At 62.6% G+C, this 26,320-nt stretch carries 19 protein-coding genes and 2 pseudogenes; 13 read left to right on the forward strand and 8 right to left on the reverse strand.

What is annotated here, in order from left to right; genetic code table 11:
- Nucleotides 1-133 precede the first annotated feature (133 nt).
- Nucleotides 134-412: pseudogene (locus F6X40_RS42485) on the forward strand (hypothetical protein); the annotation flags it as partial.
- Nucleotides 413-433: 21 nt separating this feature from the next.
- Here F6X40_RS42485 and F6X40_RS23060 read toward each other — a convergent pair.
- Nucleotides 434-1,810 carry an IS4 family transposase gene (locus F6X40_RS23060; RefSeq protein ID WP_187629340.1) on the reverse strand — a complete coding sequence of 459 codons (1,377 nt, stop codon included), beginning with the start codon at nt 1,808-1,810 and terminating at the stop codon, nt 434-436.
- Between the two features lie 275 nt (nt 1,811-2,085).
- Between F6X40_RS23060 and F6X40_RS23065 the strand changes: the two genes are divergently transcribed.
- From F6X40_RS23065 to F6X40_RS23075, 3 genes are all read left to right on the forward strand, one after another.
- A complete protein-coding gene (locus F6X40_RS23065) occupies nt 2,086-2,649 on the forward strand; it encodes a lysozyme (protein ID WP_184074085.1) in 564 nt (187 codons plus the stop codon).
- Nucleotides 2,633-3,085: a hypothetical protein gene (locus F6X40_RS23070; protein ID WP_187629341.1), complete on the forward strand. Its 453-nt coding sequence runs from the start codon at nt 2,633-2,635 to the stop codon at nt 3,083-3,085. Before F6X40_RS23065 ends, F6X40_RS23070 begins: the two co-directional genes overlap by 17 nt.
- Before the next feature lie 300 nt (nt 3,086-3,385).
- Complete coding sequence (locus tag F6X40_RS23075) at nt 3,386-4,150, forward strand: hypothetical protein (RefSeq protein WP_187629342.1); 765 nt, start codon at nt 3,386-3,388, stop codon at nt 4,148-4,150.
- A 47-nt stretch (nt 4,151-4,197) separates the two neighbouring features.
- On the opposite strand, the gene F6X40_RS23080 is transcribed toward F6X40_RS23075, so the two are convergent.
- Complete coding sequence (locus F6X40_RS23080) at nt 4,198-5,445, reverse strand: acyltransferase family protein (RefSeq protein ID WP_187629343.1); 1,248 nt, start codon at nt 5,443-5,445, stop codon at nt 4,198-4,200.
- A gap of 259 nt (nt 5,446-5,704) precedes the next feature.
- On the opposite strand from F6X40_RS23080, the gene F6X40_RS23085 reads away from it, so the two are divergent.
- Nucleotides 5,705-5,848 carry a hypothetical protein gene (locus tag F6X40_RS23085; protein ID WP_184074077.1) on the forward strand — a complete coding sequence of 48 codons (144 nt, stop codon included), beginning with the start codon at nt 5,705-5,707 and terminating at the stop codon, nt 5,846-5,848.
- 285 nt (nt 5,849-6,133) lie between these two features.
- Nucleotides 6,134-7,051, forward strand: coding sequence for a UTP--glucose-1-phosphate uridylyltransferase GalU (gene galU / locus F6X40_RS23090; protein ID WP_184033648.1), 918 nt, complete (start codon nt 6,134-6,136; stop codon nt 7,049-7,051).
- 70 nt (nt 7,052-7,121) lie between these two features.
- On the opposite strand, the gene F6X40_RS23095 is transcribed toward galU, so the two are convergent.
- Nucleotides 7,122-9,296 carry a malate synthase G gene (locus tag F6X40_RS23095; RefSeq protein WP_187629344.1) on the reverse strand — a complete coding sequence of 725 codons (2,175 nt, stop codon included), beginning with the start codon at nt 9,294-9,296 and terminating at the stop codon, nt 7,122-7,124.
- 80 nt (nt 9,297-9,376) lie between these two features.
- Nucleotides 9,377-9,781: a heme-binding protein gene (locus tag F6X40_RS23100; RefSeq protein WP_184033654.1), complete on the reverse strand. Its 405-nt coding sequence runs from the start codon at nt 9,779-9,781 to the stop codon at nt 9,377-9,379.
- 1,050 nt (nt 9,782-10,831) lie between these two features.
- Between F6X40_RS23100 and F6X40_RS23105 the strand changes: the two genes are divergently transcribed.
- Together F6X40_RS23105 and F6X40_RS42490 are read left to right on the forward strand one after the other, a co-directional pair.
- Complete coding sequence (locus F6X40_RS23105; RefSeq protein ID WP_260336698.1) at nt 10,832-11,008, forward strand: hypothetical protein; 177 nt, start codon at nt 10,832-10,834, stop codon at nt 11,006-11,008.
- 281 nt (nt 11,009-11,289) lie between these two features.
- Nucleotides 11,290-11,838: pseudogene (locus F6X40_RS42490) on the forward strand (chloride channel protein); the annotation flags it as partial.
- 457 nt (nt 11,839-12,295) lie between these two features.
- On the opposite strand, the gene petA reads toward F6X40_RS42490, so the two are convergent.
- From petA to F6X40_RS23125, 3 genes are all read right to left on the reverse strand, one after another.
- Nucleotides 12,296-12,919, reverse strand: coding sequence for a ubiquinol-cytochrome c reductase iron-sulfur subunit (petA, locus tag F6X40_RS23115; RefSeq protein ID WP_184074067.1), 624 nt, complete (start codon nt 12,917-12,919; stop codon nt 12,296-12,298).
- Nucleotides 12,920-13,054: 135 nt separating this feature from the next.
- Nucleotides 13,055-13,486 (reverse strand): carboxypeptidase regulatory-like domain-containing protein, encoded by a 432-nt coding sequence (locus F6X40_RS23120; RefSeq protein ID WP_187629345.1) that lies wholly within the window; start codon nt 13,484-13,486, stop codon nt 13,055-13,057.
- 81 nt (nt 13,487-13,567) lie between these two features.
- Nucleotides 13,568-15,025, reverse strand: coding sequence for a PDZ domain-containing protein (locus F6X40_RS23125; RefSeq protein ID WP_262421518.1), 1,458 nt, complete (start codon nt 15,023-15,025; stop codon nt 13,568-13,570).
- Nucleotides 15,026-15,260: 235 nt separating this feature from the next.
- On the opposite strand from F6X40_RS23125, the gene F6X40_RS23130 reads away from it, so the two are divergent.
- Nucleotides 15,261-16,142 carry an MOSC domain-containing protein gene (locus tag F6X40_RS23130; protein WP_187617917.1) on the forward strand — a complete coding sequence of 294 codons (882 nt, stop codon included), beginning with the start codon at nt 15,261-15,263 and terminating at the stop codon, nt 16,140-16,142.
- Between the two features lie 38 nt (nt 16,143-16,180).
- Here F6X40_RS23130 and cobA read toward each other — a convergent pair whose 3' ends face one another.
- The gene (gene cobA, locus F6X40_RS23135) at nt 16,181-16,981 is read right to left on the reverse strand and encodes a uroporphyrinogen-III C-methyltransferase (protein WP_187629346.1); all 801 of its coding nucleotides are present in this window, start codon (nt 16,979-16,981) and stop codon (nt 16,181-16,183) included.
- 595 nt (nt 16,982-17,576) lie between these two features.
- Between cobA and nirB the strand changes: the two genes are divergently transcribed.
- The 4 genes from nirB to F6X40_RS23155 all read left to right on the forward strand — a co-directional run bounded on the left by nirB (nt 17,577) and on the right by F6X40_RS23155 (nt 26,294).
- The gene (nirB, locus tag F6X40_RS23140; protein ID WP_187629347.1) at nt 17,577-20,117 is read left to right on the forward strand and encodes a nitrite reductase large subunit NirB; all 2,541 of its coding nucleotides are present in this window, start codon (nt 17,577-17,579) and stop codon (nt 20,115-20,117) included.
- A 39-nt stretch (nt 20,118-20,156) separates the two neighbouring features.
- Nucleotides 20,157-20,522: a nitrite reductase small subunit NirD gene (gene nirD, locus F6X40_RS23145; protein ID WP_184074058.1), complete on the forward strand. Its 366-nt coding sequence runs from the start codon at nt 20,157-20,159 to the stop codon at nt 20,520-20,522.
- 50 nt (nt 20,523-20,572) lie between these two features.
- Nucleotides 20,573-24,757 (forward strand): bifunctional nitrate reductase/sulfite reductase flavoprotein subunit alpha, encoded by a 4,185-nt coding sequence (locus F6X40_RS23150; protein ID WP_187629348.1) that lies wholly within the window; start codon nt 20,573-20,575, stop codon nt 24,755-24,757.
- 169 nt (nt 24,758-24,926) lie between these two features.
- Complete coding sequence (locus tag F6X40_RS23155; RefSeq protein ID WP_187629349.1) at nt 24,927-26,294, forward strand: MFS transporter; 1,368 nt, start codon at nt 24,927-24,929, stop codon at nt 26,292-26,294.
- Nucleotides 26,295-26,320 lie beyond the last annotated feature (26 nt).

Consider the following 26,320-nt stretch of genomic DNA (forward strand, 5'->3'; position numbering starts at 1 on the left):
CATTGAAAATGAGATACGCGAAATCATCGTGAATATTTGTCAAAAAGTCTCAATCTCAAATTAAAGGTGTTGACCGTGGCTGCTTTGGATGATTAATTCGTCGGGTGTGTTCTGGAAAATCAGCAGAGGTCAAATGGAACAACAGAATCAGAAAAGTGCCATGGACGAGGAAGAGTGCCACGTTTGCCGTATCACCTATTCAATCTACTCAAACTTCCCGCCAATGCCGTCTGCAATGGCGCTGAACGCCGAAACCGGCGAATGGTTTCCGTTCGATAGGTTGAAGTCGTATTCAAACGGTTACGACATGGCCGAAGCCCTCGGTTACGCATGGGCGTGCCATTGTCGCGGACGCTCACGGAATCGTTTCGATCAGCGGTTCACGCTAACCGATTCTGGAGGTAATGCACTCCCTAATACGAATGGCACTTACTTAAGCCCGTGGAGCGTGCCCATATTTTTGGACGCGCTCACGTGCGATGTGACGAGGCTCTTTCAGCCATGGGTAGGACTTCGGTCTTCGTTTCCGCATTCGTGGTTCGATGCGACCGGGGCGACTCCCAACGCAAGACTGCGTGATCAGGTTGAACAGAAGACTCTGGTTGTGAGTTGCCGTCAGACCTCTGGCCAGCCATTCAGTCCATAACTGCACCGTGTGTTTGAAACTCAGTGTTCTCGGGTCAGTGGCATGGTGACTGGCGGCCTGAGCCATCAGCAGCCGAATCACGTTGTAGGCCAGCAGATGGACCCAGATCTCCTTTTCGTTCATGTGGGCAGTCTGGCAATGCAGCACATCCATGCCCATCGTCGTCTTGATGTTACGTAGATCCAGTTCCACGTTCCAGCGCCTGGCGTACAACTGCGAGAGGTCCTGTTTGCTGGTCTTGCGTGCATCAAGCATCGTGGTGACCAGCACCCGGTGATGCAGCCTGGACTCGCGCACCATCAGTTCATCGGGGAAGGCCTGGTACTGCTCATGCGTCATCCAGTCAGGACGCTGCCGGGGTTTGGGCCACGTCACGATGTGATCGCGCGTGCCCAGGGACCGGCCTCGCCGAAAGTCGGTGCGGCGTGCCCCATGCTGTTCCATCACGACGTCCACCCCGGCGGCGATCATTGAGGCCATCAGAAAGTAGTGGCAGTACAAGGCATCGGCGACGATCACGTCACCTTTGCGAAACGTGCCTTGCAGCATGCGAAACGCCGTCAGCTCCCCGCTGCCTTTGCCCGCGTAAGTTCCGACCGCCGACTCCAGTACTGCGCCGCTTGCCAGACAGATCACCGCAACCAGATAGGCCAATGGAAAGCCCACTCCTTCGGCCTGAGCACTGGACTGCGGGAAACGGGCCTGGTTCGACGGCGTATCGGGCATCGAGATCCCGGTGCCGTCAACCAGCTTGACCGGACGCCCGCGCCACTTCCAGGCCGGCTCGGCCTGCTCATGCAGTTGGCGCCCCGTCTCGCGCGCCAACTCCCGCACCATCGTCAGCGGCAGTCTCTGGCGAGCGCGGCAGTAGCCTCCCGTACGCACACTCATGGGCCGCAGCCCGTCGGCAGCTCGCTGCGCCGCCCACCCGTTGACTGCCTTCTGACAGGAGGCGTCCTCTTCCAGCGCCTGGCGCATGAACATCGACAGTGTCACCGTCGGCGGATACAGCCGTTCCCGATGTTCTGGCAAATACGCTTCCGTTATGCCCAACAGCCCCGGGCTCGTCAGTATGTTGAAGTAGTCTACCGCCTGGGCCCTGCACGCCCGGCTTTGAACGCTGCTTCGTGTTTGCCTGTGATGACTTCGTGCATTACGATCCATGGGGGCTGATCTTTGGAATGAGACGGTGTTTGCTTGGTAACAACCATCGTATCAATCCCTGGATCAGCCCCCTCCCTTTCTCTTCAAGCACTTACCCGCGTCTTCTCCTCCATGCAGGCTTAAGTAAGTGCCATTCTCCCTAATACGTATTACACCGCCGAACTTCCATCGGGCGCATTTGTTCACGGCATTACCGATTTGCAGGGACGCACCAAGCGCTATCAGACACATGGTGCGCGATCCATTCACGTCTTTATTGGTCATAGGGAGGCGTAATGCCTGATGCACTGGGAGCAGCACTAACAGATACAAACCCGAATTCACTTGTAATTCTCCAGTCGGACAGGATCGGCAAGCCGTGGAATGTTTCCCAAGCTGGAGTTCAATTCACTGCGCAGTGGGAGGCCTTACGGTCGCATTTGTACGATAAGGATGGAGGTGGCGGCGGCGGAAATGCCACGATCGGATACGGACATCTGGTCCATATCGGACCAATATCCGGTGCACCTTCCGAAGCGCTTTACGGAAATGGAATTACCGAACCGCAGGCGCTGAAACTGCTTCATCATGATCTACGCGAAGCCGAGCGAATTGTAAATAGCAGAATTTTTGTTCCGTTGTTTCAGTACGAGTACGATGCGGTTGTTGATTTCATCTTCAATCATAGAAGTGGAAATAACGAGTTTTTCGCGCTCGTTAATACCGGTCATTACGATCAAGTGCCGTCGAAATTTCTGCAATACACAGCGGCGCATGGCAAACACCCACTGGGGTTGGTCAGGCGCCGTCGTGCTGAGGGCCGACTGTTTGCTACGGGGAATTATGATGCGACTCACTAAGATAGCGGTTGCAGTGATCCTCTCATGCGGCACGTCGGCCGCCTTTGCAGACGCGACTTGCGAGGCATCCGCGAAAACGCGCGATGACTATCTGGCGTGTACAAATGCAGACACGAAGGGCATGCTAAGTGACGCTGAAAAACTCTATCGAAATCTCCACGCCAACGCTACGGGCGAAGCGCTCGCGGAACTCGGGAAAAATCACAAGCTGTGGGAAGAAAAATTGCAATCCGATTGCAAGTTATTTGGGATGGCATTCAACGACTGGAAAGGCGGTTATATGCCTGATACAGACTTCCAGGTGGCGGCCTGCAGGCAGGATGCAGCAAAACAGAGGCTCGAATTTTATGAATGGTTGTCTTGTCCGGACGATATGGAATCGTCGGAGCATCCGGAATGCTTAACGGTTAAAACGATTCTTGGACGCAAGAAATAAATCGAAATTGAGTTGAGTCCGATCTGTAACGAGAGGGAACTGCGCGTGGATGTGCGACAAGTTGTTGAACTGCGTACGCACGCTCGTTGAGGACCTGCCGCTTGCAGAAGGGAAAACGCGTTCATTTCCGGTGAAGGATCATCCGAATTTGATCGTCGTGGCTTGGCGTGCAGGGGATGGGCGATGAGTGATCCGATCAATAAGGATCTGCGATTGCTTTTCCAGTGCTGCCCACGGAAGGACGATTTTCTGGACGCTTAACCCCGACTATCTGAAAGCGACAGGCGCCAAAGCATACCGATGAGAATCACTACGATACTGATGGCGGCTATGGCCGCCCTATCTGGCAGCGCACATGCGGCTCAGTCTTACGACAGCTACGAAGCCTTGTACGTTGCCCAAGCGGGGGCAGTGTTTGGCGACCCGATCAAACAAAACGGTGACCCGACCGATCAAAACGCCGGCGTGGTCTATTCCTACCCAGGCGAGCCAGGCACCTTTATGAAGCTGCAAGCCAAACTGGAACGGAAAACGCTAAACATTGAGCTCTGGAAGGATCGCCTGGCAGTCGACGGCAAATCCTATCGCTTTGCGCACGCTACGACATTCCCCGGAGAGCATGTGTCGGAAATCTTTCCGCAATCAGCCAACGTATTCATTGCAGCGCGAACCGATCCGCATCCGCCCTTACTCTGCGTGGAAGGGCACGGCAACGGTTCGGGCGAAGCCGGAAGTCGATACCGGCAGATCTCGCTGCTGGTCAACCCTCTAGCGCGCAAGCCGACGTTTCTTCATCTGCCGGGTTTACTTTCGTCATGTCGGGCCGTCGTGGCGACGAAGGAAGGGAAGCTTGCCTTTCCGAATAACAGTTACGTATTCGACGATGCACAGGCATCCCGCGTTGGCCTGTTAGTGTCGTACTACACGTTTAAGAATCAGCGATTTGTCCCGGTCCCGGCTCTAAAGCAGCTCCGGCTCAAATTTACGCATCCAGAGATACCGTTTCAATTTTCCATTCAGGACGAGCACCAGGTATCGACGTTGCTATTCAACCAGATCAAATGATGGTGAAGCACCCGAACGGGCGGGATTGATCCAATGTCAACGTTCTATCAGCGCCCTTTAGGCTTAAAACTCCCCGACCACTTCATCGCAGGCAACTCAACGAGCCGATAAAACACATAGGCGGCCGGCACCGCGACCAGCATATAGCCGAACGACGGCCAGATCGACATCTGCAGCGACGAACGAAACAGCCACGCCGACAGCAGTACGAAGATCGGCAGATGGATCAGATACAGCGAGAAGCTGAAGTCGCCGACGCGCGACAGCAGGCGCGACAGCGCGTGCGACCCTGCGCGAAGCAGCGCGAGCACGCCGCTCGCTTCGCGTTGCGGGTCCTTGCGCGCATCGAGTGTCTTGTACAGATAGCACGCGAAGCCGAGCGCCCATATCTGGAACGCGCCGTACTGGCCGAAGTGAAACGCGACGCAGCCTGCCGCGATCAAGGCCGCCGCGAGCACGTACAGCGATGCCGGCGCACGCGCCGCTCGCACGCTGCGCGCTTTGGCGTCGGCGATCCACGCACCGAGCATCCAGGAGAACCAGTACGACGTGAAGAACTGCAGATCGTGGCGCTCCAACCCGTACGCGGACGCAACGTTGATCGCGCCGACGAGCGCGAGCACGGCGTTCATGCCGATGCGTCTGCGCAGCGCGAACAGCAGCGGATAGATCGCATAGAACTGCACTTCGAGCGACAGCGTCCACAGCGCGCCGTTCGAGCCATACGTTTTACCCGCCATACCCTGCAGCGAAAACAGGTTGACCAGAAACGGATGCCAGCCGATGTCGCGAATCTTGTGACTGACGGGCGGCAATTGCAGGCTCAACGAATCGAGCGCGAAGGTCAGTACGAGCGCCGCGAGCAGCACCGGGTAGATGCGCGCGAAGCGCCGCAGCCAGAAGTTGCCTGCATCGAGCCGGTAAGCGGGATTGCTCGCGAGCCGCAGCGCGCCGCCGCGATGGATGCAGTAGCCGCTGATGACGAAGAACATCGGCACACCGGCCGAGCCCCATGCGATCGGAAACGTCAGATACGCGGCGAGACTACTGGGACTCAATGAATGTCCGACGCTCTGATGAAACGCCTGCATGCCGACCCACACGATCTGGCGGCAATGAAAGTAGGCGACCAGCAGCGCGGCGAAGCCTCGCATCGCGTCGATCGCGTGCTCCTTGCTGGCGCTATCGACACGCGCGTCGCTGCGCGCATGCGCCGTGGCCGGGTTTTTCTCCGGGCGCGGCAGCGGGGAGAGGGGCAGGGATGAGCCGGCGGCATCCAGTGCTGGGTCGCTCATAGGCGGTCCTTATCTGAAGCGGAAAAGAGAAAAAATTGACGCGGAACAGGCCTTCGAGCGGGCGTCTTGCGCACCCGCGACGCATCCATCCTAGAGCACCGCAATCCTGAAAAATGATTAAAAAATTCCATTTCGCATTGAATCCGACATCGATTTTGTGACGAATTGTAATTGCGCGTCGACGTATGGGGTATCGAATTATTTATCGCTTTTGTCGTGCTAATTTAAAGCAAGGATTTTCCGACCCCGAGGTGAAGTCATGAACCTGCATTTACTGGCCGGCGTGGCCGTCCTGCTGATCCTGGTGGCCGCCTCCGCCTACCGCGATGCCTTGCGCAACGAGCCGATCCGTAGCTACCGGATGAACCCAGGCAAGCTGCCACCGGTCGACGAACAGGAATGACGTGCTGCCGAAGCCGGTCATCGGGTCGCCAGGCGACCCGTGCCAGGGGGCGTCCGAAAGGTAAGACTTTCGGATTTGCTCGATCACCAACTGGCAATAGATACGTAATAATTTCCTCAATTTTTCACAATATCGCATTGCGATTAATGCGCGAATTATCCGAATTGAATCGGAGAAAAGCCGCCTCCGTGAACCTCGCAGTTTTTCTGCTAGTCTTGCGCCGGCATTGATTGGCCGCAAGGTCCGCGAACACACCAATTTCTAACCGATGTGGGAATGCCTACCATGCTGAAAGTCACCAAAGCCGTGTTTCCCGTAGCGGGCCTCGGGACACGATTCCTGCCGGCTACCAAAGCAAGTCCGAAGGAAATGCTGCCGATCGTCGACAAGCCGCTGATCCAGTACGCGGTCGAAGAAGCGATCGACGCCGGCATCACCGAGATGATCTTCGTGACGGGCCGCAGCAAGCGCGCGATCGAAGATCACTTCGATAAATCCTATGAGATCGAGTCCGAACTCGAAGCGCGCAACAAGCAGAAGCTGCTCGACCTCGTGCGCAGCATCAAGCCGGCCAACGTCGACTGCTTTTACGTGCGCCAGGCCGAAGCACTCGGTCTCGGCCATGCGGTGCTGTGCGCCGAAAAACTGGTGGGCGACAGCCCGTTCGCGGTGATTCTCGCCGACGACCTGCTGCATAGCGCGAAGCCCGTGATGAGCCAGCTCGTCGATACCTTCAACCACTATCACAGCTCGGTGATCGGCGTCGAAACGATCGCGCGCGAGGACAGCCGCTCGTACGGCGTCGTCGACGGCCGCGAGTGGGAAGACAACGTGATCAAGCTGTCGGGCATCGTCGAGAAGCCAGCGCCGGACGAGGCGCCGTCGAATCTCGGCGTGGTGGGCCGCTACGTGCTGATGCCGACGATCTTCAAGCATATCCGCGCGCTGAAGCCGGGCGCGGGCGGCGAGCTGCAACTGACCGACGCGGTGCAGTCGTTGCTGACCGAGGAGCAGGTGCTAGCGTATCGCTACTTCGGCACGCGCTTCGATTGCGGCAGCAAGCTCGGCTATCTGAAGGCGACCGTCGAATTCGCACTGCGCCATCCCGAGGTGAAGGCTGAATTCGAGGCATATCTGCAAGCCTATATGAAGAACGAAGCGTCAGGTGGCGAGGCGGCGCAATTGACGGCAGAAGCCGCGTGAAGTGACACGACCTGGAAAAAAAACGGGCGCCGCATTGCACGGCGCCCGTCGTCGTTTCGGCCGGACGGCCTCAACCCTGCTTCTTCACCTCGAGCCGGAACTTGTGCAGCAACGGCTCGGTATATCCGCTCGGCTGCTGGCGCCCCTCGAAGACGAGCGCCTGCGCGGCCTTGAATGCGATCGTGTCGAAGCCCGGCGCCATCGGCTGGTAGAGCGGATCACCGGCGTTTTGCGCGTCCACCACCTTGGCCATGCGCTTGAACGTCTCCTCGACGAGCTCGCGCTTGATCACACCGTGATACAGCCAGTTGGCGATGTGCTGGCTCGAAATACGCAGCGTCGCGCGGTCTTCCATCAGGCCGACGTTGTGGATGTCCGGCACTTTCGAGCAGCCGACGCCCTGGTCGATCCAGCGCACCACATAGCCGAGAATGCCCTGCGCGTTGTTGTCGACCTCGGCGCGGATTTCGTCGTCGCTCCATTGCGCCTTTTCGACGACCGGAATCGTCAGCAGGCCGTCGAGCAGTTCGTCGCGCACCGTCGCATAGTCGGTGCGTTCGAGTTCCTGCTGGACCGCCTGCACGTCGACCTGGTGATAGTGCAGCGCGTGCAGCGTCGCCGCGGTCGGCGAGGGCACCCACGCGGTGTTCGCGCCGGCCTTCGGATGGCCGATCTTCTGCTCCAGCATTGCGTGCATCAGGTCGGGCATCGCCCACATGCCCTTGCCGATCTGCGAGCGGCCGCGCAAGCCGGCGCTCAAACCGACCAGCACGTTGCTGCGCTCGTACGACGTGATCCACTTGCTCGACTTCATGTCGCCCTTGTGCATCATCGGGCCCGCTTCCATCGCCGAGTGCATCTCGTCGCCGGTGCGATCGAGGAAGCCCGTGTTGATGAACGCGACGCGCGCCGACGCTTCGGCGATACAGGCGAGCAGATTCACGCTGGTGCGGCGCTCCTCGTCCATGATGCCCATCTTGATCGTGTTGCGCGGCAGCTTCAGCAGGTCTTCGACGCGCGCGAACAGTTCGCTCGCGAACGCGACTTCGGCCGGTCCGTGCATCTTCGGCTTCACGATATAGATCGAGCCGGTGCGCGAGTTCAGCTTGTTGTGGCGGTCGCGCAGCGCGCACAGCGTGGTGATCACCGCGTCGAGAATGCCTTCCGGAATCTCGTGGCCGTCTTTCGTCAATATGGCCGGGTTCGTCATCAGATGGCCGACGTTGCGGATGAACAGCAGCGAGCGGCCATGCAGCTTGACCTGCGACTTGCCGTCGGCGCCGATGTATTCGCGATCGGCATTGAGCCGGCGCGTGAAGGTCTTGCCGTTCTTCGTGACCTGTTCGGTCAGGTCGCCGTTCATGAGGCCGAGCCAGTTGCGATAGAGCTGCACCTTGTCGTCGGCATCGACGGCCGCGACCGAGTCCTCGCAATCGATGATCGTGGTGACCGCCGCTTCGACGACGATGTCCTTCACATGGGCGGCATCGGTCTTGCCGATCGAATCGTTCGCATCGATCTGGATCTCGACGTGCAGGCCGTTGTGCTTGAGCAGCACCGCCGACGGCGTGCTCGCGTCGCCCTGATAGCCGACCAACTGCGCAGGTGTCTTCAGCGCCGTGGTGCCGCTCTTCAGCGCGACGACCAGCCGGCCGTTCTCGACGCTATAGCGCGTTGCGTCCGCGTGCGAGCCGTTCGCGAGCGGCGCGGCCTGATCGAGGAACTTGCGCGCGTACGCGATCACGGCTGCGCCGCGCACCGGGTTGAAGCCCTTCTGCTTTTCCGCGCCGTCCGTTTCGGGGATCGCGTCGGTGCCGTACAGCGCGTCGTACAGGCTACCCCAGCGCGCGTTTGCGGCGTTCAACGCGTAGCGCTGGTTCGACAGCGGCACGACGAGCTGCGGGCCGGCCTGTCCGGAGATCTCGCTGTCCACGTGGTCGGTCGTGGCCTGGACGCTGGTGGGCACGGGCACGATGTAGCCGATGCCTTCGAGAAAGGCACGATACGCGCGCAGATCCCGCACCGGGCCGGGATTGGCCCGATGCCAGTTGTCGAGTTCGCTTTGCAGGCGGTCGCGCTCGGCGAGCAACGCCCGATTTTTGGGCGCCAGCTCGTGCACGAGGGCGTCGAATCCCGACCAGAAGGCGGCGCTGTCGATTCCGGTGCCGGGCAGGGCTTCGGATTCAACGAACTGGTCGAGGTTGGCGGCGACCTGCAGTCCGCCGCGCGGGTTCATCTGAGTCATCGACTGCTCCATCTGTTATGGGACCGACGAGGGGGCATCGGTCCGCGTTGTGTCTCGGGATTGCTTTGGCGCTCGGCGCTTTACACGCCGAGCGCCTGAATGCCGGCTTTCGCGATCTGCGCATCCTGCTCCGACTTGACGCCCGACACGCCGACCGCGCCGACCACGTGGCCGTCGACGATCACCGGCACGCCGCCTTCGAGCGTGCCCTGCAGCGGTGCGCTGAGGAACGCGGTGCGGCCGTTGTTGATCATGTCTTCATAGACCTTGGTTTCGCGCCGGCCGAGCGCCGCGGTGCGCGCTTTTTCGGTCGCGATATACGAGGTGGAGGGCGCCGCGCCGTCGAGACGCAGCACCGCGAGCGGATGGCCGCCGTCGTCCGCGACGACGATCGCGACAGGCCATTTGTTCTTCTCGGCTTCCGCGCGGGCGGCATCGACAATGCGGGTCGTCTCGGCGACGGTCAACATGGGTTTGGTCAACATAATGAATTTCCTGTCTCGGTGATGGGAAGGTGGCTTCTACAGCTTCTTTCGGTAACCGGCGATGCGGCGCTTCAGGAGATCCTCGGGGCTCCGTTGCAAGCTTCTTGCGACTCTCCGGCGCAAGGCTGATCCGACGATTTTACTTCCGCGCGAGGCAGCGCGAAACGGCGGCCTCGCCAGGCGGCTCTGCCCGTGCGCTCGACAGTGCCGCCGCAACGCCACGCGCCGGGCGGTCCACAAGCGCGGCCTGGTTCAGAAATAACGAGGTAGACCAGCAGATCAGCTGGTTTTCGAAGCCTTCATTGCGGCCAGACAATGGTCGCGCCGCGAGCCGTAGCGGGGGCGACGGCTCCGGTTCATCGTTGGATGACAGCGGCAAGCGGACTAGGCCCGGTTCACGCTTTCACGAGTGATCCAGACCCGCGCATGGGCGACGCGAACACCGCTTAGCCGCCCACGAACCAGTCGAAACCAGTGGAAGGCAGCCGAAACTGGCTGATACGCCCGAAGAAACGTTCGATCTGCGTTCGACCTGTTCAGGTCGGTTTCCCGCACTCGCCGACAATGAGGCCAACCGGGGCAGCAGCATTGACTATGATCGCGCTGTCAGTCCGGACCACACGATGACGGCTCGGCGGTGCGACCCAGTCAGCGAGCGGGGGGCGTTGATGAATGGCGATCGCGGAGAAATCCTTGCACCCAGTTTTCGGGGCGACGTCCGAGGTCGGGTGCGCGATGGCAAGGTGGGCGAAGCCCAAACATATTCCAGCGCATAGTGCAGGCAGCGTACGCATGGTGTGTCCTCCTTGTACGAGAGAACCAGTAGAGTGCCAGTCAACTGTCTGTCAGCTTCGATCAGTGGGGCATTGCAGCGATCAACCTTGCTCCGCGTCGGCAGTGGCGGATCGATCGTGGCTCGTTGAAGGCACGACAGGCCTGGTACGCTTTCAATCTATGCAGTGGCGATTAAAGCAGGCTTAAAGGCTTTCCCCGTGCCGGCACGATGATGATCGCCCGTTCTCTCCACCGTGCGGGGACGCCTTGTGGCAGGTGCCTGACCGTTCGCCCGACGCAACCCCCGACCCGCGCGAGTGGGTGATCGTCTATCGCACCGAGCGCGGGTTCTGCTGCATGTACCGGGGCGAGCCGGTCGAATTCGACGAGATGCTGGACGTGCAGATATGGTCAGAGGAAGAGGACGTGCGGCTCTGGTACTTCGGGCTTTGAACTGGTCCGCGCGTCGTGCGCTGCGCAATTGCAGGCCGTCGTCTGAATGAATTGGTGTCGAACTGCCCCGATTGACGTTTTATCGAAGAATGCAGCATTCACTTGAATTTATGTCACGACATGCCTATCCTGGCGGCGAGTGGTGCGGAACACGGTACGGCGATATTGCTGGTTGTTGCATAGGGTCAGAGAGAACGTCCACTCGTCTTCAGGCGACAGAAGGCGATCCCCTCCGCCCAGCTTAACGGCTGGGCTTTTTTTTTTAAATTGACCCATACGTGATGGTGAATCCGTTCGCCGCTTTCTTTCGATTCCTTGACAGAAGAACGCTGCAACATGCTCGGCGGCTGTCGTTCCGCTATGGGATTTTCTGGCTGGGCGCGGTGGCCACGGGTCTCGTCGCAGTTCTTTACGCGCACCTTATTGACGCAGGTCATGACATATTTCGTCGCATTACCGCCGTCCGCTGGTGGCTGCCTTTCCTGCTCACGCCGGCTATCGGCACGGCCAGCGTATGGATCACGAGGCGGTTCATTCCCGGCGCGAAAGGCAGCGGCATTCCTCAGGTCATCGCCACGCTGCATGATCGCGGCGGACTTGCGCCGCGGCTTTTGAGCATCAGGATCCTGATCGGCAAGATCGTGGTGTCTTTTCTGTCGATCGTCGGCGGCTTCACCGTCGGCCGCGAAGGCCCGACCATCCAGGTCGGCGCAGCGCTGCTGTTTAATCTGCGGCACTTCTATCCAGCGCGCTTTCGGGCAATCCGCGGGTTCGATCTCGAACGCAGGCTCGCCCTCGCCGGTGCCGCCGCAGCCCTGTCGGCGGCGTTCATTTGCGGTAGCGTGAATGCAACGGTGGGCGATCGGATTGCTGAGGACTTGATGCCGCCGGATTCATCGGGTCCCTGGGCCGGGATCAGGTTGTCGAGCGGCTCGTGCGCGGCGGCCGTTGCGTGTCCCATGGCGCGATGGTATGCGGACCGCGCCGAGCCACCCTCGGGCTCTTCTTCGGCGAACCTGTCGAGCGAGGCGAACGGCGAAAGCCTGACGGCCGCCGAGGAGCACTTTAAGTCGCGCACTTCTTTCGGCGCAGGCAGTTTCGCGCTCAGCGCCTTGGGTTTCGCGGCTTCGCGCATCAATTGGTGATCTCGATCTCGGTAGGTGATAGGCGACCGGCGCGACATCGCGCGCTCGATCGGCCGCCACGGATCGATGTAGCGGTAGCGAGGCGGGCTGGTATTGCGTGACCGTAGCAGGAACTTCCCGCGTCCTCGACCGTATGCCGCGGCTATGCCTCCTCGCCTTTTTCATCCTGTCCGATAGCGATGCTCGTCGACGATGCAAACATGTAACGCGGCACATCCAGATTCTGGGGCGCGGGTTTGTCTTTGAACACTCGACCGGCCAGGTCGTAAGTCGAGCCGTGACAAGGGCACAGAAAGCCCCCGGGCCAATCGTCGGGCAGACTGGGTTGCGGCCCGGGCTGGAAGCGGGGCAGCGGGGTGCAGCCGAGATGGGTGCACACGCCGATCACAACGAGTATGTTGCGATGATCCGGGCGCGACCGGTATTCGTTGTTGCAGTAGGCCGGCAGCGGTATCGAGAACGGATGCGCGGTATGCGGGTCGGCGACCATCGGGTTGGCCTTGAGCACGGCCGCCAGCATCTCGTTGGTTCTGTTGACGATGAAAATCGGCTTGCCGCGCCACGCCACGGTCATCATGCTGCCAGGCTCGAGTCTGCTGATGTCGGCGCTGACTGGCGCCCCGGCTGCCCTCGCACTCGCTGGCGGCGCAAACGAGTCGACAAAAGGAACGACGACCGCCACGCCTCCTATGGCGCCGACGGCCGATGTGGCGATGAGCCATCTGCGGCGGGTTTCGTCGAGAGGCTCGCTGGAACCGTTTTTCATGGCAAGCTCCGAGTCGGTTCGGTTGCCCATCGCGACTTTTCACGAGTACCGGTTACCGAATGCACCGCCGCGGTCGTCGCGAGCCGGAAAGCCGGCGAATCGGATCGCGTGCGGGCAGAAACGCGAAACGCCGGTCTACATCGACCACAGGAACACTTCATGCACATGCGACGACGGAGCGATATTCACGTCCCTGCGCTCCGTCTTGCCGTCATATGTGGCGCTCACGCTATACCGGCCGTGAGGCAGCGACGCCAACAGGAAAGGACCCTTTGCGGTGGTCTGCAATATCGTATTGCCGTGCATGTCGGATAGCGTCACCGGGATATTCGCAAGGTATTCGTTGCCGCTAGCCGCCTTGCCCGCAAACTCGAGCGTGAGTGGATACCTTGGCATGACCTCCTTGATAGCGGTGGATTGGCCAAGGCCGATCCCGCCGCTCAGGAATGTAACCTCACCCTCGTGCTGTACCGCGGGTACAGGCTGGGTTGCCGCGAACGCGTATTGGACGCTTGCACCCAGTGCGAGTGCGGTCAAGCCAACTTTGACGATTGCATGCTGGTTCATTTCGAGCTCCTCATAACGTGTGGCGATGAGGTACGCGCCGCCACTGCGCTGCCAGGGTCTATTTACATATATAAACAGACCCTAGCCCATGTCGATGGTGACGAACATGCGCTGTCCGTCGCGTTGGACCAATAGCGCGACCGCGTTACCGCTGTTCGCCGCTTTCCGCCGGAACTGGGCGGGACTTGATACATGAGTGCTGTCGACCATCAGGATGATGTCTCCCGGTTCGATGCCGGCGAGCGCGCCGGCCCCCGTGCTTTTTTCGACCAGGACACCACCTTCGACACCTGCGTCGTGTCGCTCCTGTGCGGTCAAACCGCGCACGGTCAACCCATCGGGAGCTGCGACCTGCGCAATGGCCGGGGTCTCGGCAGGAGTGGCATTCAGACTGCCAAGCGCGACTGTCGTGTCGTGCGTGGCGTTATCGCGCCAGTACACGAGATGGACGGATGTGCCCGGTTTGAGATCGGCTACTGTGACGGGCAACTGGGTCGAATCTGGAATATCAACGCCATTGATCTTCATGATGACGTCGCCTGGTCTGAGACCGGACCTGGCAGCCGGTCCTCGCGGGTCGACCGAGCTGACGAGCGCCCCTTGCGGCCTGTTCAGACCGAAAGATTGCGCAAGCGGCCAGCTGACATCCTGAATCGTGATGCCGAGGCGTCCGTGTTCCGCCTCGTGGTGCAGTTGCAACTGTCGGGCAACTTTCATCGCTTCATTGATCGGCAGCACGAACGCGGCTCCTTCAACGTCGCCGATCTCTTTCGTGATAGGCATTTCGATCCCAATGACGTTGCCGTTCAGACTGAACACCGGGCTGCCTGCATCGCCCGCATTTTCGGTCACGTCAGTCTGGATAAGCGGTACATACGACTCGCCTGGCAAAGGCCGCGACATGTTGCTGATGATGCCTGCCGTCACCGTGTCGTTCAGTCCATAAGGGGAGCCGATCGAGACGATCCACTGACCGGCCTTGTTCGCGGACGGTGAGCCAATTTTGACTGTCGGCAGTTTGGTGGCGGGAATCTTGAGCAGCGCGATACCGCTCGCTGGGTCGTCGCCGACCACCGTGGCCTTGAACCTGCGACCGTCCTTTAGCGTCACGCTGATTCGGGTTGCTTTGGTTATCAGGCTGGAGTCGGTGAGAATGTAACCATCGGCGGCGATGATGAATCCAGAGCCGCTGCGTTGCGACGCCAGGCCTGTCGCGCCAGGAGGGGCGTAGGCGAACTGCTGGAACTGCCGGGTAAAAGGATCGTCTTCGCTGCCGGCCGGCGGCCAGAGGGGAGTGAAGGTGGCGACAGGTTGAGCCGCTGTCACGCTGATATTGACGACTGCTTTGCCTTCTTCGCTGACGAGGCGCGAGAAGTCCGTCACTATTGCGGGCGCCGTGTCGTGGCCTGGAAGCCCGGCAGCCGGCACATCCGCTCCAGAGCTTACGTTGTTCGGAGGGGATTGCGCCATGCAGCCCGCGGACACCGCCGCGGTCAGACATTCCACGATCAGGAAGTACTTGAGGTTGTCGCGTTGCATCACATGCCCCCGACACGAGCAGCTGAGTCGGTTGAGTCGGAGTAACGCGTCTGTCCGATGCGTCCTCCATGCTGCTGTGATTCGACTCTAGGTCGCCACTTTTAAAACAAGCTTAAAAAAGCCCGATGAGAGGGTCCGGCTCGCACGTCCACGTCAACGCTGATTTCGGTACTATACGGATCTACTTTCAGTCCCCGATCTTCGCCGGGACTGCGCTCCCGACGCGCGTGCAACCATGCCTACCATCAACGAACTATTCGTCTATCCGATCAAATCCTGCGCGGGCATCGCGCTCACCGAGGCGCGGCTGTTGGCGACGGGCCTCGAATACGACCGCAACTGGATGATCGTCGATCCCGAAGGCGCGATGTTCACGCAGCGCGCGTATCCGCGCATGGCGCTGATCAAGGTCGAACTCGGCGCAGAGGAGCTGATCGTCAGCGCGCCGGGCATGCGTGAGCTGCGCACGCCGCTCGATGCCGCGCGGCTCGCCGCGGCACCCAGGGTCGCTACCGCGGTGTGGCGCGACGCGGCCTACGGGCTCGACACCGGCGAAGAAACGGCGGCCTGGTTCACGGAGTTCCTCGGTCTGCCCGCGCGCTTGCTGCGCTTCGATCCCGAGCGGGAACGCGTCGTCGATCCGGACTATACGGACAGCACGGGGGGCGCCACGACCTTTTTTGCCGATGGCTTTCCGCTGCTGGTGGTCGGCCAGGCCTCGCTCGACGATCTGAACGCGCGCCTGAACGGCAAAGGCGCACCGTCGATCAGAATCGATCGCTTCAGGCCCAATATCGTGCTCAGCGGCCTCGATGCCTATGAAGAGGACTATGTCGAGACACTCGCCGTCGGCGCGAATGCGGACTCGAGCGCGCGCGTCGAGTTACGGCTCGTCAAGCTGTGCTCGCGCTGTCCGATGCCGACCATCGATCAGGCGCGTGGCGCGCCCGATCCCGACTGGCCGAACGAGCCGACCGACACGATGCTCGGTTACCGAGTCAGCGAACGCTTCGACGGCGCGGTCACGTTCGGCAACAACGCGCTGGTCGCGAGCGGGGCGGGGGCCTGGCTGCGGGTCGGGCAGCAGGTCGACGCGGAGCTCGGGTTCGGCGATTGATGGGATGAAAGGCGGGCGAGGCCCGCTTCGAGCGCCGATCAGGCTGCCCGCGCCATGGCCGACGCGGGTAGTGTTTGCCCATCTCGATTGCCGCGAACTTCGCGTTCCCAGCAAGGCGCTTCGGCGCTCTCGCCAACCGCATTGCCCACCAGAATCACCGCCGGACTGCCGAAGCCCGCGCCGAGTGCATCGGCGGCGAGCCGATCGAGCCGCGTCAACAGGCGCCGCTCGCCGCCGCCGCCGGCCCACTGCACGACCGCGGCCGGCGTTTCGGCCGGCAGGTGCGCGAGCAACGCGGCGGCGATGCCGTCGATGCGCCGCATGCCCATATAGATCGCGAGCGTCGTGCGCGTCGCGGCGAGCGCGGCCCAGTCCGGCTCGCCGTGATCTTCGGTGTGCGCGGTGACGAAGCTCACGCCGTGGCAATGCCGCCGATGCGTGAGCGACATGCCGAGACCCGCGGCGGCCGCGAAGCCCGACGAGATGCCGTTGACGATCTCGACCGCGAGGCCCGCATCGCGCAGCACCGCGAGTTCCTCGCCCGCGCGACCGAACAGCAGCGCTTCGCCGCCTTTGACGCGCACCACGTGCAGACCCTTCAGCGCATAACGCCGCATCAGCCGCTCGATGAACGCCTGCGGCGTCGAGCGGCAGCCGCCGCGTTTGCCGACGCGAATCACGCGCGCCTGCGGCGCGAGCGTCACGATGTCGGGATTCGCGAGGTCGTCGAGCAGCACGACGTCGGCGGCCGCGAGCGCCTTGACGGCCTTCAGCGTCAGCAAGTCGAGGTCGCCCGGGCCCGCACTCAGCAGCGTGACCTTGCCGGTGTTGGTGTTCATGTTGGTGTCCTTATGCCGTTGGTTTCCGTTGGCCCGAAACGAAAACGGCGCCCGCCCGTGAAGATCACGAGGGGACGCCGTTGTCCATTGCATTGCCTGTCGACGGTTGAGTCTGCGCGTCGCGACGACGTTGCCGCGATGACGTTGCGCAAGAGCAATGCAAGGACCACGCCATCGATCCGATCAAGGCGCGCAAGCCGTTGCCACACATTGCGATTCACGCGGAAAACATGACGGCGATCGCACGCCCGTGCGCCTTCGTTTCGCACGTCGACAGTGCTGCGTCGCACCATCCCTGTGCTCGGCCGCCTCAAAACGCGTCGCGCGCGGGATCCGGTCCGAAGCCGCGCGACTTGCCGCAAATCCCGGCCACACCGCGCTTTCGGGCGCATTTATCGAAATTGGCACAGCCCTTGCGATAAGCGTTGCCATCGGACCAACGTGGGTTCGTCGCGCTTGCAGCACAACTGCACGCGCCCCGCAGCACCCAACAGGACAACGGCGTCCCCCGAATTCGGCCCCCTCGGCCGGATTCGCGGGACGCCGTTTTTATTTCCGCAATCGCTTTCGCCAGACACCAGAGGACAGTGCGCTCATGAAAATCATCGTTATCGGTCACGGGATGGTCGGCCACAAACTGGTCGAATGCCTGGCGCAACGGGCCGCGCACGATCTCGACATCACGGTGCTGGGCGAAGAATCGCGACCGGCCTACGATCGCGTGCATCTGTCCGAGTTCTTCTCGGGCAAGACCGCCGATGACCTGTCGCTCGTCGAGCCGGGCTTCTTCGAGCGCCACGGCGTGCAACTGAAGCTGAACGCGCGGGCGGTCGCGGTCGATCGCGACGCGCGCACGGTGACGGTCGCGACCGGCGAAACGCTGCCGTACGACCGCCTCGTGTTCGCGACCGGCTCCTATCCGTTCGTGCCGCCGGTGCCGGGCCGCGAGCGCGGCGACTGCTTCGTCTATCGAACGATCGACGATCTCGAAGCGATGCGCGAATGCGGCGCCCGCTCGAAAACGGGCACGGTCGTGGGCGGGGGCCTGCTCGGTCTCGAATGCGCGAAGGCGCTGCGCGACATGGGTCTGCAAACGCACGTGGTCGAATTCGCGCCCCGCCTGATGGCGGTGCAGGTCGACGACGGCGGCGGCCGGGTATTGCGCGGCCGGATCGAAGAGCTTGGCGTCACGGTGCACACGCAGAAGAACACGACGGCGATCGTCAACGGCGAAGCGGGCACGCACCGCATGCAGTTCGCCGACGGCAGCCATCTCGACACCGACATGATCGTGTTCTCCGCCGGCATCCGTCCGCGCGACGATCTCGCGCGCGCATGCGGCCTCGAACTCGGCGCGCGCGGCGGCATCGCCATCGACGACGCGTGCCGCACCAGCGATCCGCACATCTATGCGATCGGCGAATGCGCGCTGTGGCACGGCCAGCTGTTCGGGCTCGTCGCGCCCGGCTACGAGATGGCGCGCGTGGTCGCGAAGCAGTTGCTCGGCGACCCGGCCGAATTCGCCGGCGCCGACATGAGCACGAAGCTCAAGCTGATGGGCGTCGACGTCGCCAGCATCGGCGACGCGCACGGCAATACGCCGGGCAGCCGCACCTACCAGTTCAGCGACGAACGCAAGCAGATCTACAAGAAGCTCGTCGTGTCCGATTGCGGCAAGCATCTGCTCGGCGGCGTGATGGTCGGCGACGCGAGCGAATACGGCACGCTGCTGCAGATGATGCTGAACCGCATCGAGCTGCCAGCGTCCCCCGAATTCCTGATCCTGCCGCAAGCGGACGGCAGCGCGAAGCCGGCGCTCGGCGTCGAGGCGTTGCCCGCGGCCGCGCAGATCTGCTCGTGCAACAACGTGTCGAAGGGCGAGCTGTGCGCAGCCGTGTGCGCGGGCGCGACCGACATCGGCGCGTTGAAGAGCGCGACCGGCGCGGGCACCTCGTGCGGCGGCTGCGTGCCGCTCGTCACGCAGGTGATGAAGGCCGAGATGAAGAAGCAGGGCCTCGCGGTGAACAACCACGTCTGCGAGCACTTCCCGTATTCGCGCCAGGAGCTGTATCACCTCGTGCGCGTCGAGGGAGTGCGCAGTTTCGGCGCGCTGCTCGCGAAGCATGGCCGCGGGCTCGGTTGCGACATCTGCAAGCCGGCGGTCGCGAGCATTCTCGCGTCGTGCTGGAACGAATTCGTGCTGAAAAAGGAGCACGCGTCGCTGCAGGACACCAACGACTACTACCTCGCGAACATCCAGCGCGACGGCACCTATTCGGTCGTGCCGCGCATGCCGGGCGGCGAAGTGACGCCCGACGGCCTGATCGCGGTCGCGCAGGTCGCGAAGAAATATGGCCTCTACACGAAGATCACCGGTGGCCAGCGTGTCGATCTGTTCGGCGCGCGCGTCGAGCAATTGCCGTCGATCTGGGAAGAGCTGATCGCGGCCGGCTTCGAATCGGGTCACGCGTACGGCAAATCGCTGCGTACGGTGAAGTCGTGCGTCGGCTCGACGTGGTGCCGCTACGGCGTCGGCGATTCGGTCGGTCTCGCGGTCGAACTCGAGAATCGCTACAAGGGCCTGCGCACGCCGCACAAGATCAAGTTCGGCGTGTCGGGCTGTACCCGCGAATGCGCGGAAGCGCAGGGCAAGGACGTCGGCGTGATCGCGACCGAGAAGGGCTGGAATCTGTACGTGTGCGGCAACGGCGGCATGAAGCCGCGTCACGCGGAACTGCTCGCCGCGGACCTCGATAAGGCGACGCTCGTGCGCTATATCGACCGCTTCCTGATGTTCTACGTGCGCACCGCCGACCGACTGCAACGCACCAGCGTGTGGCGCGACAACCTCGAAGGCGGGCTCGACTATCTGATCGACGTGATCGTCGACGATCGCCTTGGCGTCGCCACCGAGCTCGAAGTGGAAATGCAGCATGTGGTCGACACGTACGAGTGCGAATGGAAAAAGGCCGTCACCGATCCCGAAACGCGCAAGCGCTTCCGCCATTTCGTCAACAGCGTCGAGTCCGACAGCAACGTCGCGTTCGTCGAGGAGCGCGGACAGATCCGGCCGGCAACGCCCGCTGAGCGGCAGGTGCAGCGCATCGGGATTCCCGTTGTCGTCGAGACGGTTTGACCGCATCCGATTCCCGCTTAACTCAAAAGGAGCCCAGTCATGAAGAACGAACGCTTGCCCCGCGCCTGGACCGCGGTCTGCGCGCTCGACGACATCGTGCCGAACACCGGCGTTTGCGCGCTCGTCAATGGCGAACAGGTGGCCGTGTTTCACGTCGATGGCGGCCAGGTCGAGTCGCCGGCCGAGCCCACGGTCTACGCGATCGAAAACTTCGATCCGGGTTCGCAAGCGGCGGTGCTGTCGCGCGGACTCGTCGGCAGCCTCGGCGAGCGCATCGTGGTCGCGTCGCCGATCTACAAGCATCACTTCGATCTGCGCACCGGCGAATGCCTCGAAACGCCGTCGTATTCGGTCAGCGCATTTGCCACGCGCATCGAAAACGGCCAGGTGTGGGTCGCGGTTTGAGGTAGCGGCCTTTGTCCATCGTTCTGATGTTTCAACCCGATCATTCGCGCATGTCTGCTACCAGCGTAAAGAGCGTGTGTCCGTATTGCGGCGTCGGCTGCGGCATGGTGCTGCACGTCGAGGACGGCCAGGTCGTGAAGATCGCTGGCGACAAGGAGCATCCGGCCAACCTGGGCCGGCTCTGCACCAAAGGGCAGTCGGCCCACGTCGCGCTGCGCAAGTCGGGTCGTCTCGAAGGCGCGTTCGTGCGTCGTGCGCGCGACGAAGACCCGGTGCCGCTGCCGATGGCGCAGGCGTTGAGCGATACCGCCGCGCGTCTGCGGCGCGTGCTCGACGAGCATGGTCCCGATGCGCTGTCGTTTTACGTGTCGGGGCAGATGTCGCTCGAAGCGCAGTATCTGGTCAACAAGCTCGCGAAGGGCTTTATCGGCACGAACAATATCGAAGCGAATTCGCGCCTGTGCATGTCGAGCGCGGCGAGCGGCTACAAGCTGTCGCTCGGCGCGGACGGTCCGCCCGGCTCGTACGAAGACTTCGATCACGCGGATCTGTTTTTCGTCAGCGGCGCGAATATGGCCGACTGCCACCCGATCCTGTTCCTGCGCATGATGGATCGCGTGAAGGCTGGCGCGAAGCTGATCGTCGTCGATCCGCGCCGCAACACGACCGCCGTGAAAGCCGATCTGTTCCTGCAGATCAAACCCGGCACCGACCTCGCGCTGCTGAACGGTCTGCTGCATCTGCTGCACGAAAACGGCGCAACGGACGCGGCTTTTATCGCCGAACACACCGAAGGCTGGGACGCGATGCCCGCGTTTCTGGCCGGGTACACGCCGGAGAACGTCGCCCGCATCACGGGCCTCGCCGCCGACGACATCCGTCGCGCCGCGCAGATGATCGGGTCGGCCAAAGACTGGATGAGTTGCTGGACGATGGGCCTGAATCAGAGCACGCACGGCACGTGGCACACCAACGCGCTGTGCAATCTGCATCTGGCGACGGGCCGCATCTGCCGGCGCGGCAGTGGACCGTTCTCGCTGACGGGCCAACCGAACGCGATGGGCGGCCGCGAAATGGGCTATATGGGCCCTGGTCTGCCGGGGCAGCGTTCGGCGCTGGTCGCCGCAGATCGCGCGTTCGTCGAAGCACTGTGGGGCATCGCACCGGGCACGCTCAAAGCGGACGCGGGCAACGGCACGATCGACATGTTCGCGCGCATGGCCGCGGGCGACATCAAGGCGTGCTGGATCATCTGCACGAATCCGGTCGCGACCGTCGCGAACCGGCAGACCGCGATCGCCGGTTTGCGCGCGGCCGAACTCGTGATCGCGCAGGACGCGTTCCTCGATACCGAAACGAACCGCTACGCCGACGTGCTGCTGCCCGGCGCGTTGTGGGCCGAAGCCGAAGGCGTGATGGTCAACTCGGAGCGCAATCTGACGCTGATGCAGCAGGCCATCGAACCGCCCGGCGCGGCGCTGCCCGACTGGCAGATCATCGCGCGCATCGCGTGTGAAATGGGCTTTGCCGATGCGTTCAGTTATGCGAGCGCCGACGAAGTGTTCGCCGAGCTTACGCGCGCGGCGAATCCGGCGACCGGCTACGACCTGCGCGGCGCGAGCCATCGCCGCTTGAAGGACTCGCCACTGCAGTGGCCGATCGCGTCGGCCGATTCGTCCGCGCGCAATCCGCTTCGCTATCTGAATGACGGCGTGAGCCAGACGCTCGGGGAGTCTGAAGATGGCGGCCACCCGCGCATTGCTTTTCCGACCGCGAGCGGCAGGGCGAAGTTTTTCGCGCGTGCGTATCAGCCCGCGGCCGAGTTGCCCGATCGCGAGTTTCCGATCGTGTTGAACACGGGCCGTCTGCAGCATCAGTGGCACACGATGACCAAGACCGGCAAGGTCGCGATGCTGAACAAGCTGAACCCGGGACCCTTCGTCGAAATTCATCCGGACGACGCGGCCGAACTCGGGATTCGCGCGAAGGACGCGGTCGAGATCCGTTCGCGGCGCGGTCGCGCGGTCCTGCCCGCCGTCGTCACCGACCGTGTGAGCGCGGGTCAGTGCTTCGCGTCGATGCACTGGAACGACGTGTTCGGCGACGAACTGTGCATCAATGCGGTGACCAACGACGCGGTCGATCCGGTTTCTCTGCAGCCCGAACTGAAAGTCTGTGCGGTCGCGCTGAGTCCGGTGACGGCGGATCGCGACGCGAGCGCTTGCAATGACGAGGATGCGCTCTCTACCCCCGCCGACGCAGCGGTTTTAGCGCCAAGCGCCAAGGATCAACCCATGCCTCGTATCGAAGCCCTCACGACTTTGCTGCAACTGCCGCCCGAGCCCGCGCCCATGCCGTCGCTCAGCGATGCGGAGCGCGCGTATCTGGCGGGTTTCGTCAGTGGCCTGCGTTCGGCCGAAGCGCAAGGTCTCGCCAACGTGCCGGTGCTGCCGCACAGCGCACCGTTCGATGCGGTGAAGCGGCTCTATGTCGATGGTCTGCTTGCGGGACTGTATAGCCGCAGCGCGACGACAGCCCAGACGTCGACCGCTGCCTTGCGGCCGAATCTCGCACAGGAAGAGCCACGCGAATCGGGCGTGCGCATCGTGCGCGCGCGGCCGAAGGTCACGCTGTTGTGGGCCTCGCAAACCGGCAACACCGAATCGCTGACCGAGCGTTACGCGACGCGTCTGATGGAATCGGGCTTCGACATCCGCACCGCGTGCATGGCCGACTCTTCGTTCGCGACGCTCGCGAAGGCGCAATACGTGCTGCTGATGACGAGCACGTTCGGCGACGGCGATGCGCCCGACAACGCGCAGGACTTCTGGACGCAACTGAACGCCGCCACGGCGCCGCGCCTCGACGGCGTGCGTTTCGCGGTGCTCGCGCTCGGCGATCGCAACTACGATCAGTTTTGCGGTCACGGCCGCCGTCTGGACGAGCGGCTCGCCGCGCAGGGTGCGCTGCGTCTGACCGAGCGCGTCGATTGCGATATTGAATATCCGCAAAGCGCCGATGCATGGCTCGAACGCGTGATCGTCTGCATCAAGCAGGCGGATGCCGCGCTGTACGCGGTGCCGCCGGGCGGCATGATCAACGCGGTGGTGGGCGCGGTGCCGACCAAGGCGCGGCCGGCCGCGTCGCGCGTCGTCGGCAATCTGCGCCTGAACCGGCAGGGCGCCGCGAAGGATACGCGCTACGTGTCGCTGCAAACGGGCGAGACGAACCTCGAATACGAAGCGGGCGATGCGCTCGGCGTGTGGCCGAGCAACTGCCCCGAACTCGTCGACGAACTGATCACGCTGAGCGGTCTGCACGCGGAGGCATCGGTGCACGTCGCGGGTATCGGCGACATGCGGCTCGCCGATGCGCTCGGCAAGCACTACGAGATCGCGCGGCCGAGCGCCGAGGCGCTCGCGTTCGTCGCCGCGCGCAGCGGCAATGGAGCGCTGGGCGATCTGCTCGCGCCCGAACGCAAGGCGGATCTGAAGCAATGGCTATGGGGACAGCAGCTCGCCGACGTATTGCACGAGTTTCCGGTGAGCCTCTCGGCCGCCGAGCTGACCGGCATGCTGAAACGCCTGCAGCCGCGTCTGTATTCGATCGCATCGAGCCCGAAGGCGCATCCGGGCGAAGTGCATCTGACGGTATCGGCGGTGCGGTATACGAATGGGCGGCGGCACCGCAAGGGCGTGTCGTCGACGTTTCTCGCGGATCGCGCAAGCGACACCGATGTGCCCGTGTTCGTGCAGAAGTCCGCGCATTTTCGTCCTCCTCATCAATCGGACACGCCGATGATCATGGTCGGGCCGGGCACCGGCATCGCACCGTTTCGCGGCTTTCTGCACGAACGGCAGGCACGCGGCGAGCGCGGACGCAACTGGTTGTTCTTCGGCGAACAGCATGCCGCGACCGACTTCTACTATCGCGACGAACTCGAAGCGATGCGCGCGAGCGGTCTGCTGACCCGGCTCGACGTCGCGTTCTCGCGTGACCAGGCCGACAAGATCTATGTGCAGGACCGCATGCGCGAACACGGTGCGCAACTGTGGGCATGGCTCGAAGACGGTGCGCATTTCTATGTATGCGGCGACGCGAACCGGATGGCGCGCGATGTCGATGCGGCGCTGAAGGACGTCATCACGACTCACGGTGGCATGAGCGAAGAGAAAGCACTCGAATACGTGAGCCGTCTGACGCGCGAAAAGCGTTATGCACGCGACGTGTATTGAGCCGCCGATGCGTTTCAGAAGATGCCTTTAAAAAGGCCTCGTAACAGACAGCACGATGGCATGACGCTTGCGTGTCGATCCCGGTGAAAACTCCGGGCGACGTGCCGGTGCCAAACACAAGTAACGCAGCAACTGGACTACCAGGCATTTTATTTACTGAGGATCTCTGATGAAAAACGTGATGCACTCCCTGCGAAGCGGTGATTGGCGCGCACTCGTCGCCTGCTTTCTGTATTTCGACACGGGCTTCACCGTCTGGGTGCTGTATGGGCCGCTCGCGCCGTTCATCAGCAAGAGCATCGCGATGACGCCCGCGCAGCAGGGGCTGCTCGTCGCGGTGCCGGTGTTGTCCGCGGCGATTCTGCGCGTGACGCTCGGCAATCTGTATCAGTCCGCGCACGGCAAACGCATTGCGTTGATGGGTGTGCTGCTGTCGGCGGTGCCGACAATCGTGCTGCCGTTGCTGCAATCGGTGCCGTCGTACGAAATGCTGCTGGTGCTCGGCGTGTTCCTCGGCGTCGGCGGCGCCAGCTTCGCGGTCGCGCTGCCGATGGCCGGCAGCAACTATCCGCCGAAAGTGCAGGGCCTCGTGTTGGGGCTGGCCGCGGCCGGCAACATCGGCGCGGTGCTCGACGGCTTCCTGTTCCCGCAACTGGCGACGCGCTACGGTTGGCAACTCGCCGCCGGCGGCGCCTTGCCGCTGCTCGCGATCGCTGCGATCACGCTGTACTTCTGGGCCAACGACGCGGGCGTCAAAACCGGCAGCGTTCTGCGCGCCTTCGGCAGTTTCGCGACGACGCTGGTCGGCCTGATCGCGCTCGTGCTGCTCGTCGAAGCAGGGCTATTCGGCGCGGGCAAGGCCGGCGTGCTGCTGCTGCCGGTGATCGGTGCGCTGCTGGCGATCGCGGTGCTGCCGCAACGCTACCGCTCGGTGCTCGCCGAGCGCGATACGTGGGTCATCATGTTCGTCTATAGCATCACGTTCGGCGGTTTCGTCGGCATGTCCTCGTATGTGTCGCTGCTGCTGACCAACCTCTATCAACTGTCGAAGATCGACGCGGGTCTGTTCATGGCGCTGCTCGCCGCGACCGGCGCGATGGTGCGCCCGCTCGGCGGCCTGATTGCCGACCGCGTGTCGGGCGTGCGCGCGCTGACCGTGCTGCTGGCGATCATCGCGGTTTGCGATTTCCTGTTCGCGGCGGCGATGCCGTCGCTCGCGGGCGGCATTGCGTTGCTGCTGTGCCTCTATGTCGCGTTCGGACTCGGCAATGGCGCGACGTTCCAGCTCGTGCCGCATCGCTGGGCCGGCCGCACCGGGCTGATGTCCGGCATCGTCGGCGCGGCGGGCGGCATCGGCGGCTTCTATCTGCCGGTCGTGATGGGCATCGCGAAGGAGAGCACCGGCAGCTATCAAATGGGCTTCGCGACGTTCGGCACGCTGTCGGCCTGCGCGTTCCTTGCGATCGTCGCGCTGCGCCGGCCGTGGATGGCGTGGTCGATGCAAACCGGCGTCATACACGCGCATGCGACGGAGTAAGGCGCGGCGCGCGGCGTCCGGTCGTG

This window comes from Paraburkholderia sp. UCT31, assembly GCF_014397655.1.
GTDB lineage: Bacteria > Pseudomonadota > Gammaproteobacteria > Burkholderiales > Burkholderiaceae > Paraburkholderia > Paraburkholderia tuberum.

Bases quoted from the DNA above. Each gene is read 5' to 3' on its own strand.
- F6X40_RS23060 (WP_187629340.1), bottom strand. From the start codon at position 1,810: ATGGATCGTAATGCACGAAGTCATCACAGGCAAACACGAAGCAGCGTT.
- F6X40_RS23065 (WP_184074085.1), top strand. From the start codon at position 2,086: ATGCCTGATGCACTGGGAGCAGCACTAACAGATACAAACCCGAATTCA.
- F6X40_RS23070 (WP_187629341.1), top strand. From the start codon at position 2,633: ATGATGCGACTCACTAAGATAGCGGTTGCAGTGATCCTCTCATGCGGC.
- F6X40_RS23075 (WP_187629342.1), top strand. From the start codon at position 3,386: ATGAGAATCACTACGATACTGATGGCGGCTATGGCCGCCCTATCTGGC.
- F6X40_RS23080 (WP_187629343.1), bottom strand. From the start codon at position 5,445: ATGAGCGACCCAGCACTGGATGCCGCCGGCTCATCCCTGCCCCTCTCC.
- F6X40_RS23085 (WP_184074077.1), top strand. From the start codon at position 5,705: ATGAACCTGCATTTACTGGCCGGCGTGGCCGTCCTGCTGATCCTGGTG.
- galU (WP_184033648.1), top strand. From the start codon at position 6,134: ATGCTGAAAGTCACCAAAGCCGTGTTTCCCGTAGCGGGCCTCGGGACA.
- F6X40_RS23095 (WP_187629344.1), bottom strand. From the start codon at position 9,296: ATGACTCAGATGAACCCGCGCGGCGGACTGCAGGTCGCCGCCAACCTC.
- F6X40_RS23100 (WP_184033654.1), bottom strand. From the start codon at position 9,781: ATGTTGACCAAACCCATGTTGACCGTCGCCGAGACGACCCGCATTGTC.
- petA (WP_184074067.1), bottom strand. From the start codon at position 12,919: ATGAAAAACGGTTCCAGCGAGCCTCTCGACGAAACCCGCCGCAGATGG.
- F6X40_RS23120 (WP_187629345.1), bottom strand. From the start codon at position 13,486: ATGAACCAGCATGCAATCGTCAAAGTTGGCTTGACCGCACTCGCACTG.
- F6X40_RS23125 (WP_262421518.1), bottom strand. From the start codon at position 15,025: ATGCAACGCGACAACCTCAAGTACTTCCTGATCGTGGAATGTCTGACC.
- F6X40_RS23130 (WP_187617917.1), top strand. From the start codon at position 15,261: ATGCCTACCATCAACGAACTATTCGTCTATCCGATCAAATCCTGCGCG.
- cobA (WP_187629346.1), bottom strand. From the start codon at position 16,981: ATGAACACCAACACCGGCAAGGTCACGCTGCTGAGTGCGGGCCCGGGC.
- nirB (WP_187629347.1), top strand. From the start codon at position 17,577: ATGAAAATCATCGTTATCGGTCACGGGATGGTCGGCCACAAACTGGTC.
- nirD (WP_184074058.1), top strand. From the start codon at position 20,157: ATGAAGAACGAACGCTTGCCCCGCGCCTGGACCGCGGTCTGCGCGCTC.
- F6X40_RS23150 (WP_187629348.1), top strand. From the start codon at position 20,573: ATGTCTGCTACCAGCGTAAAGAGCGTGTGTCCGTATTGCGGCGTCGGC.
- F6X40_RS23155 (WP_187629349.1), top strand. From the start codon at position 24,927: ATGAAAAACGTGATGCACTCCCTGCGAAGCGGTGATTGGCGCGCACTC.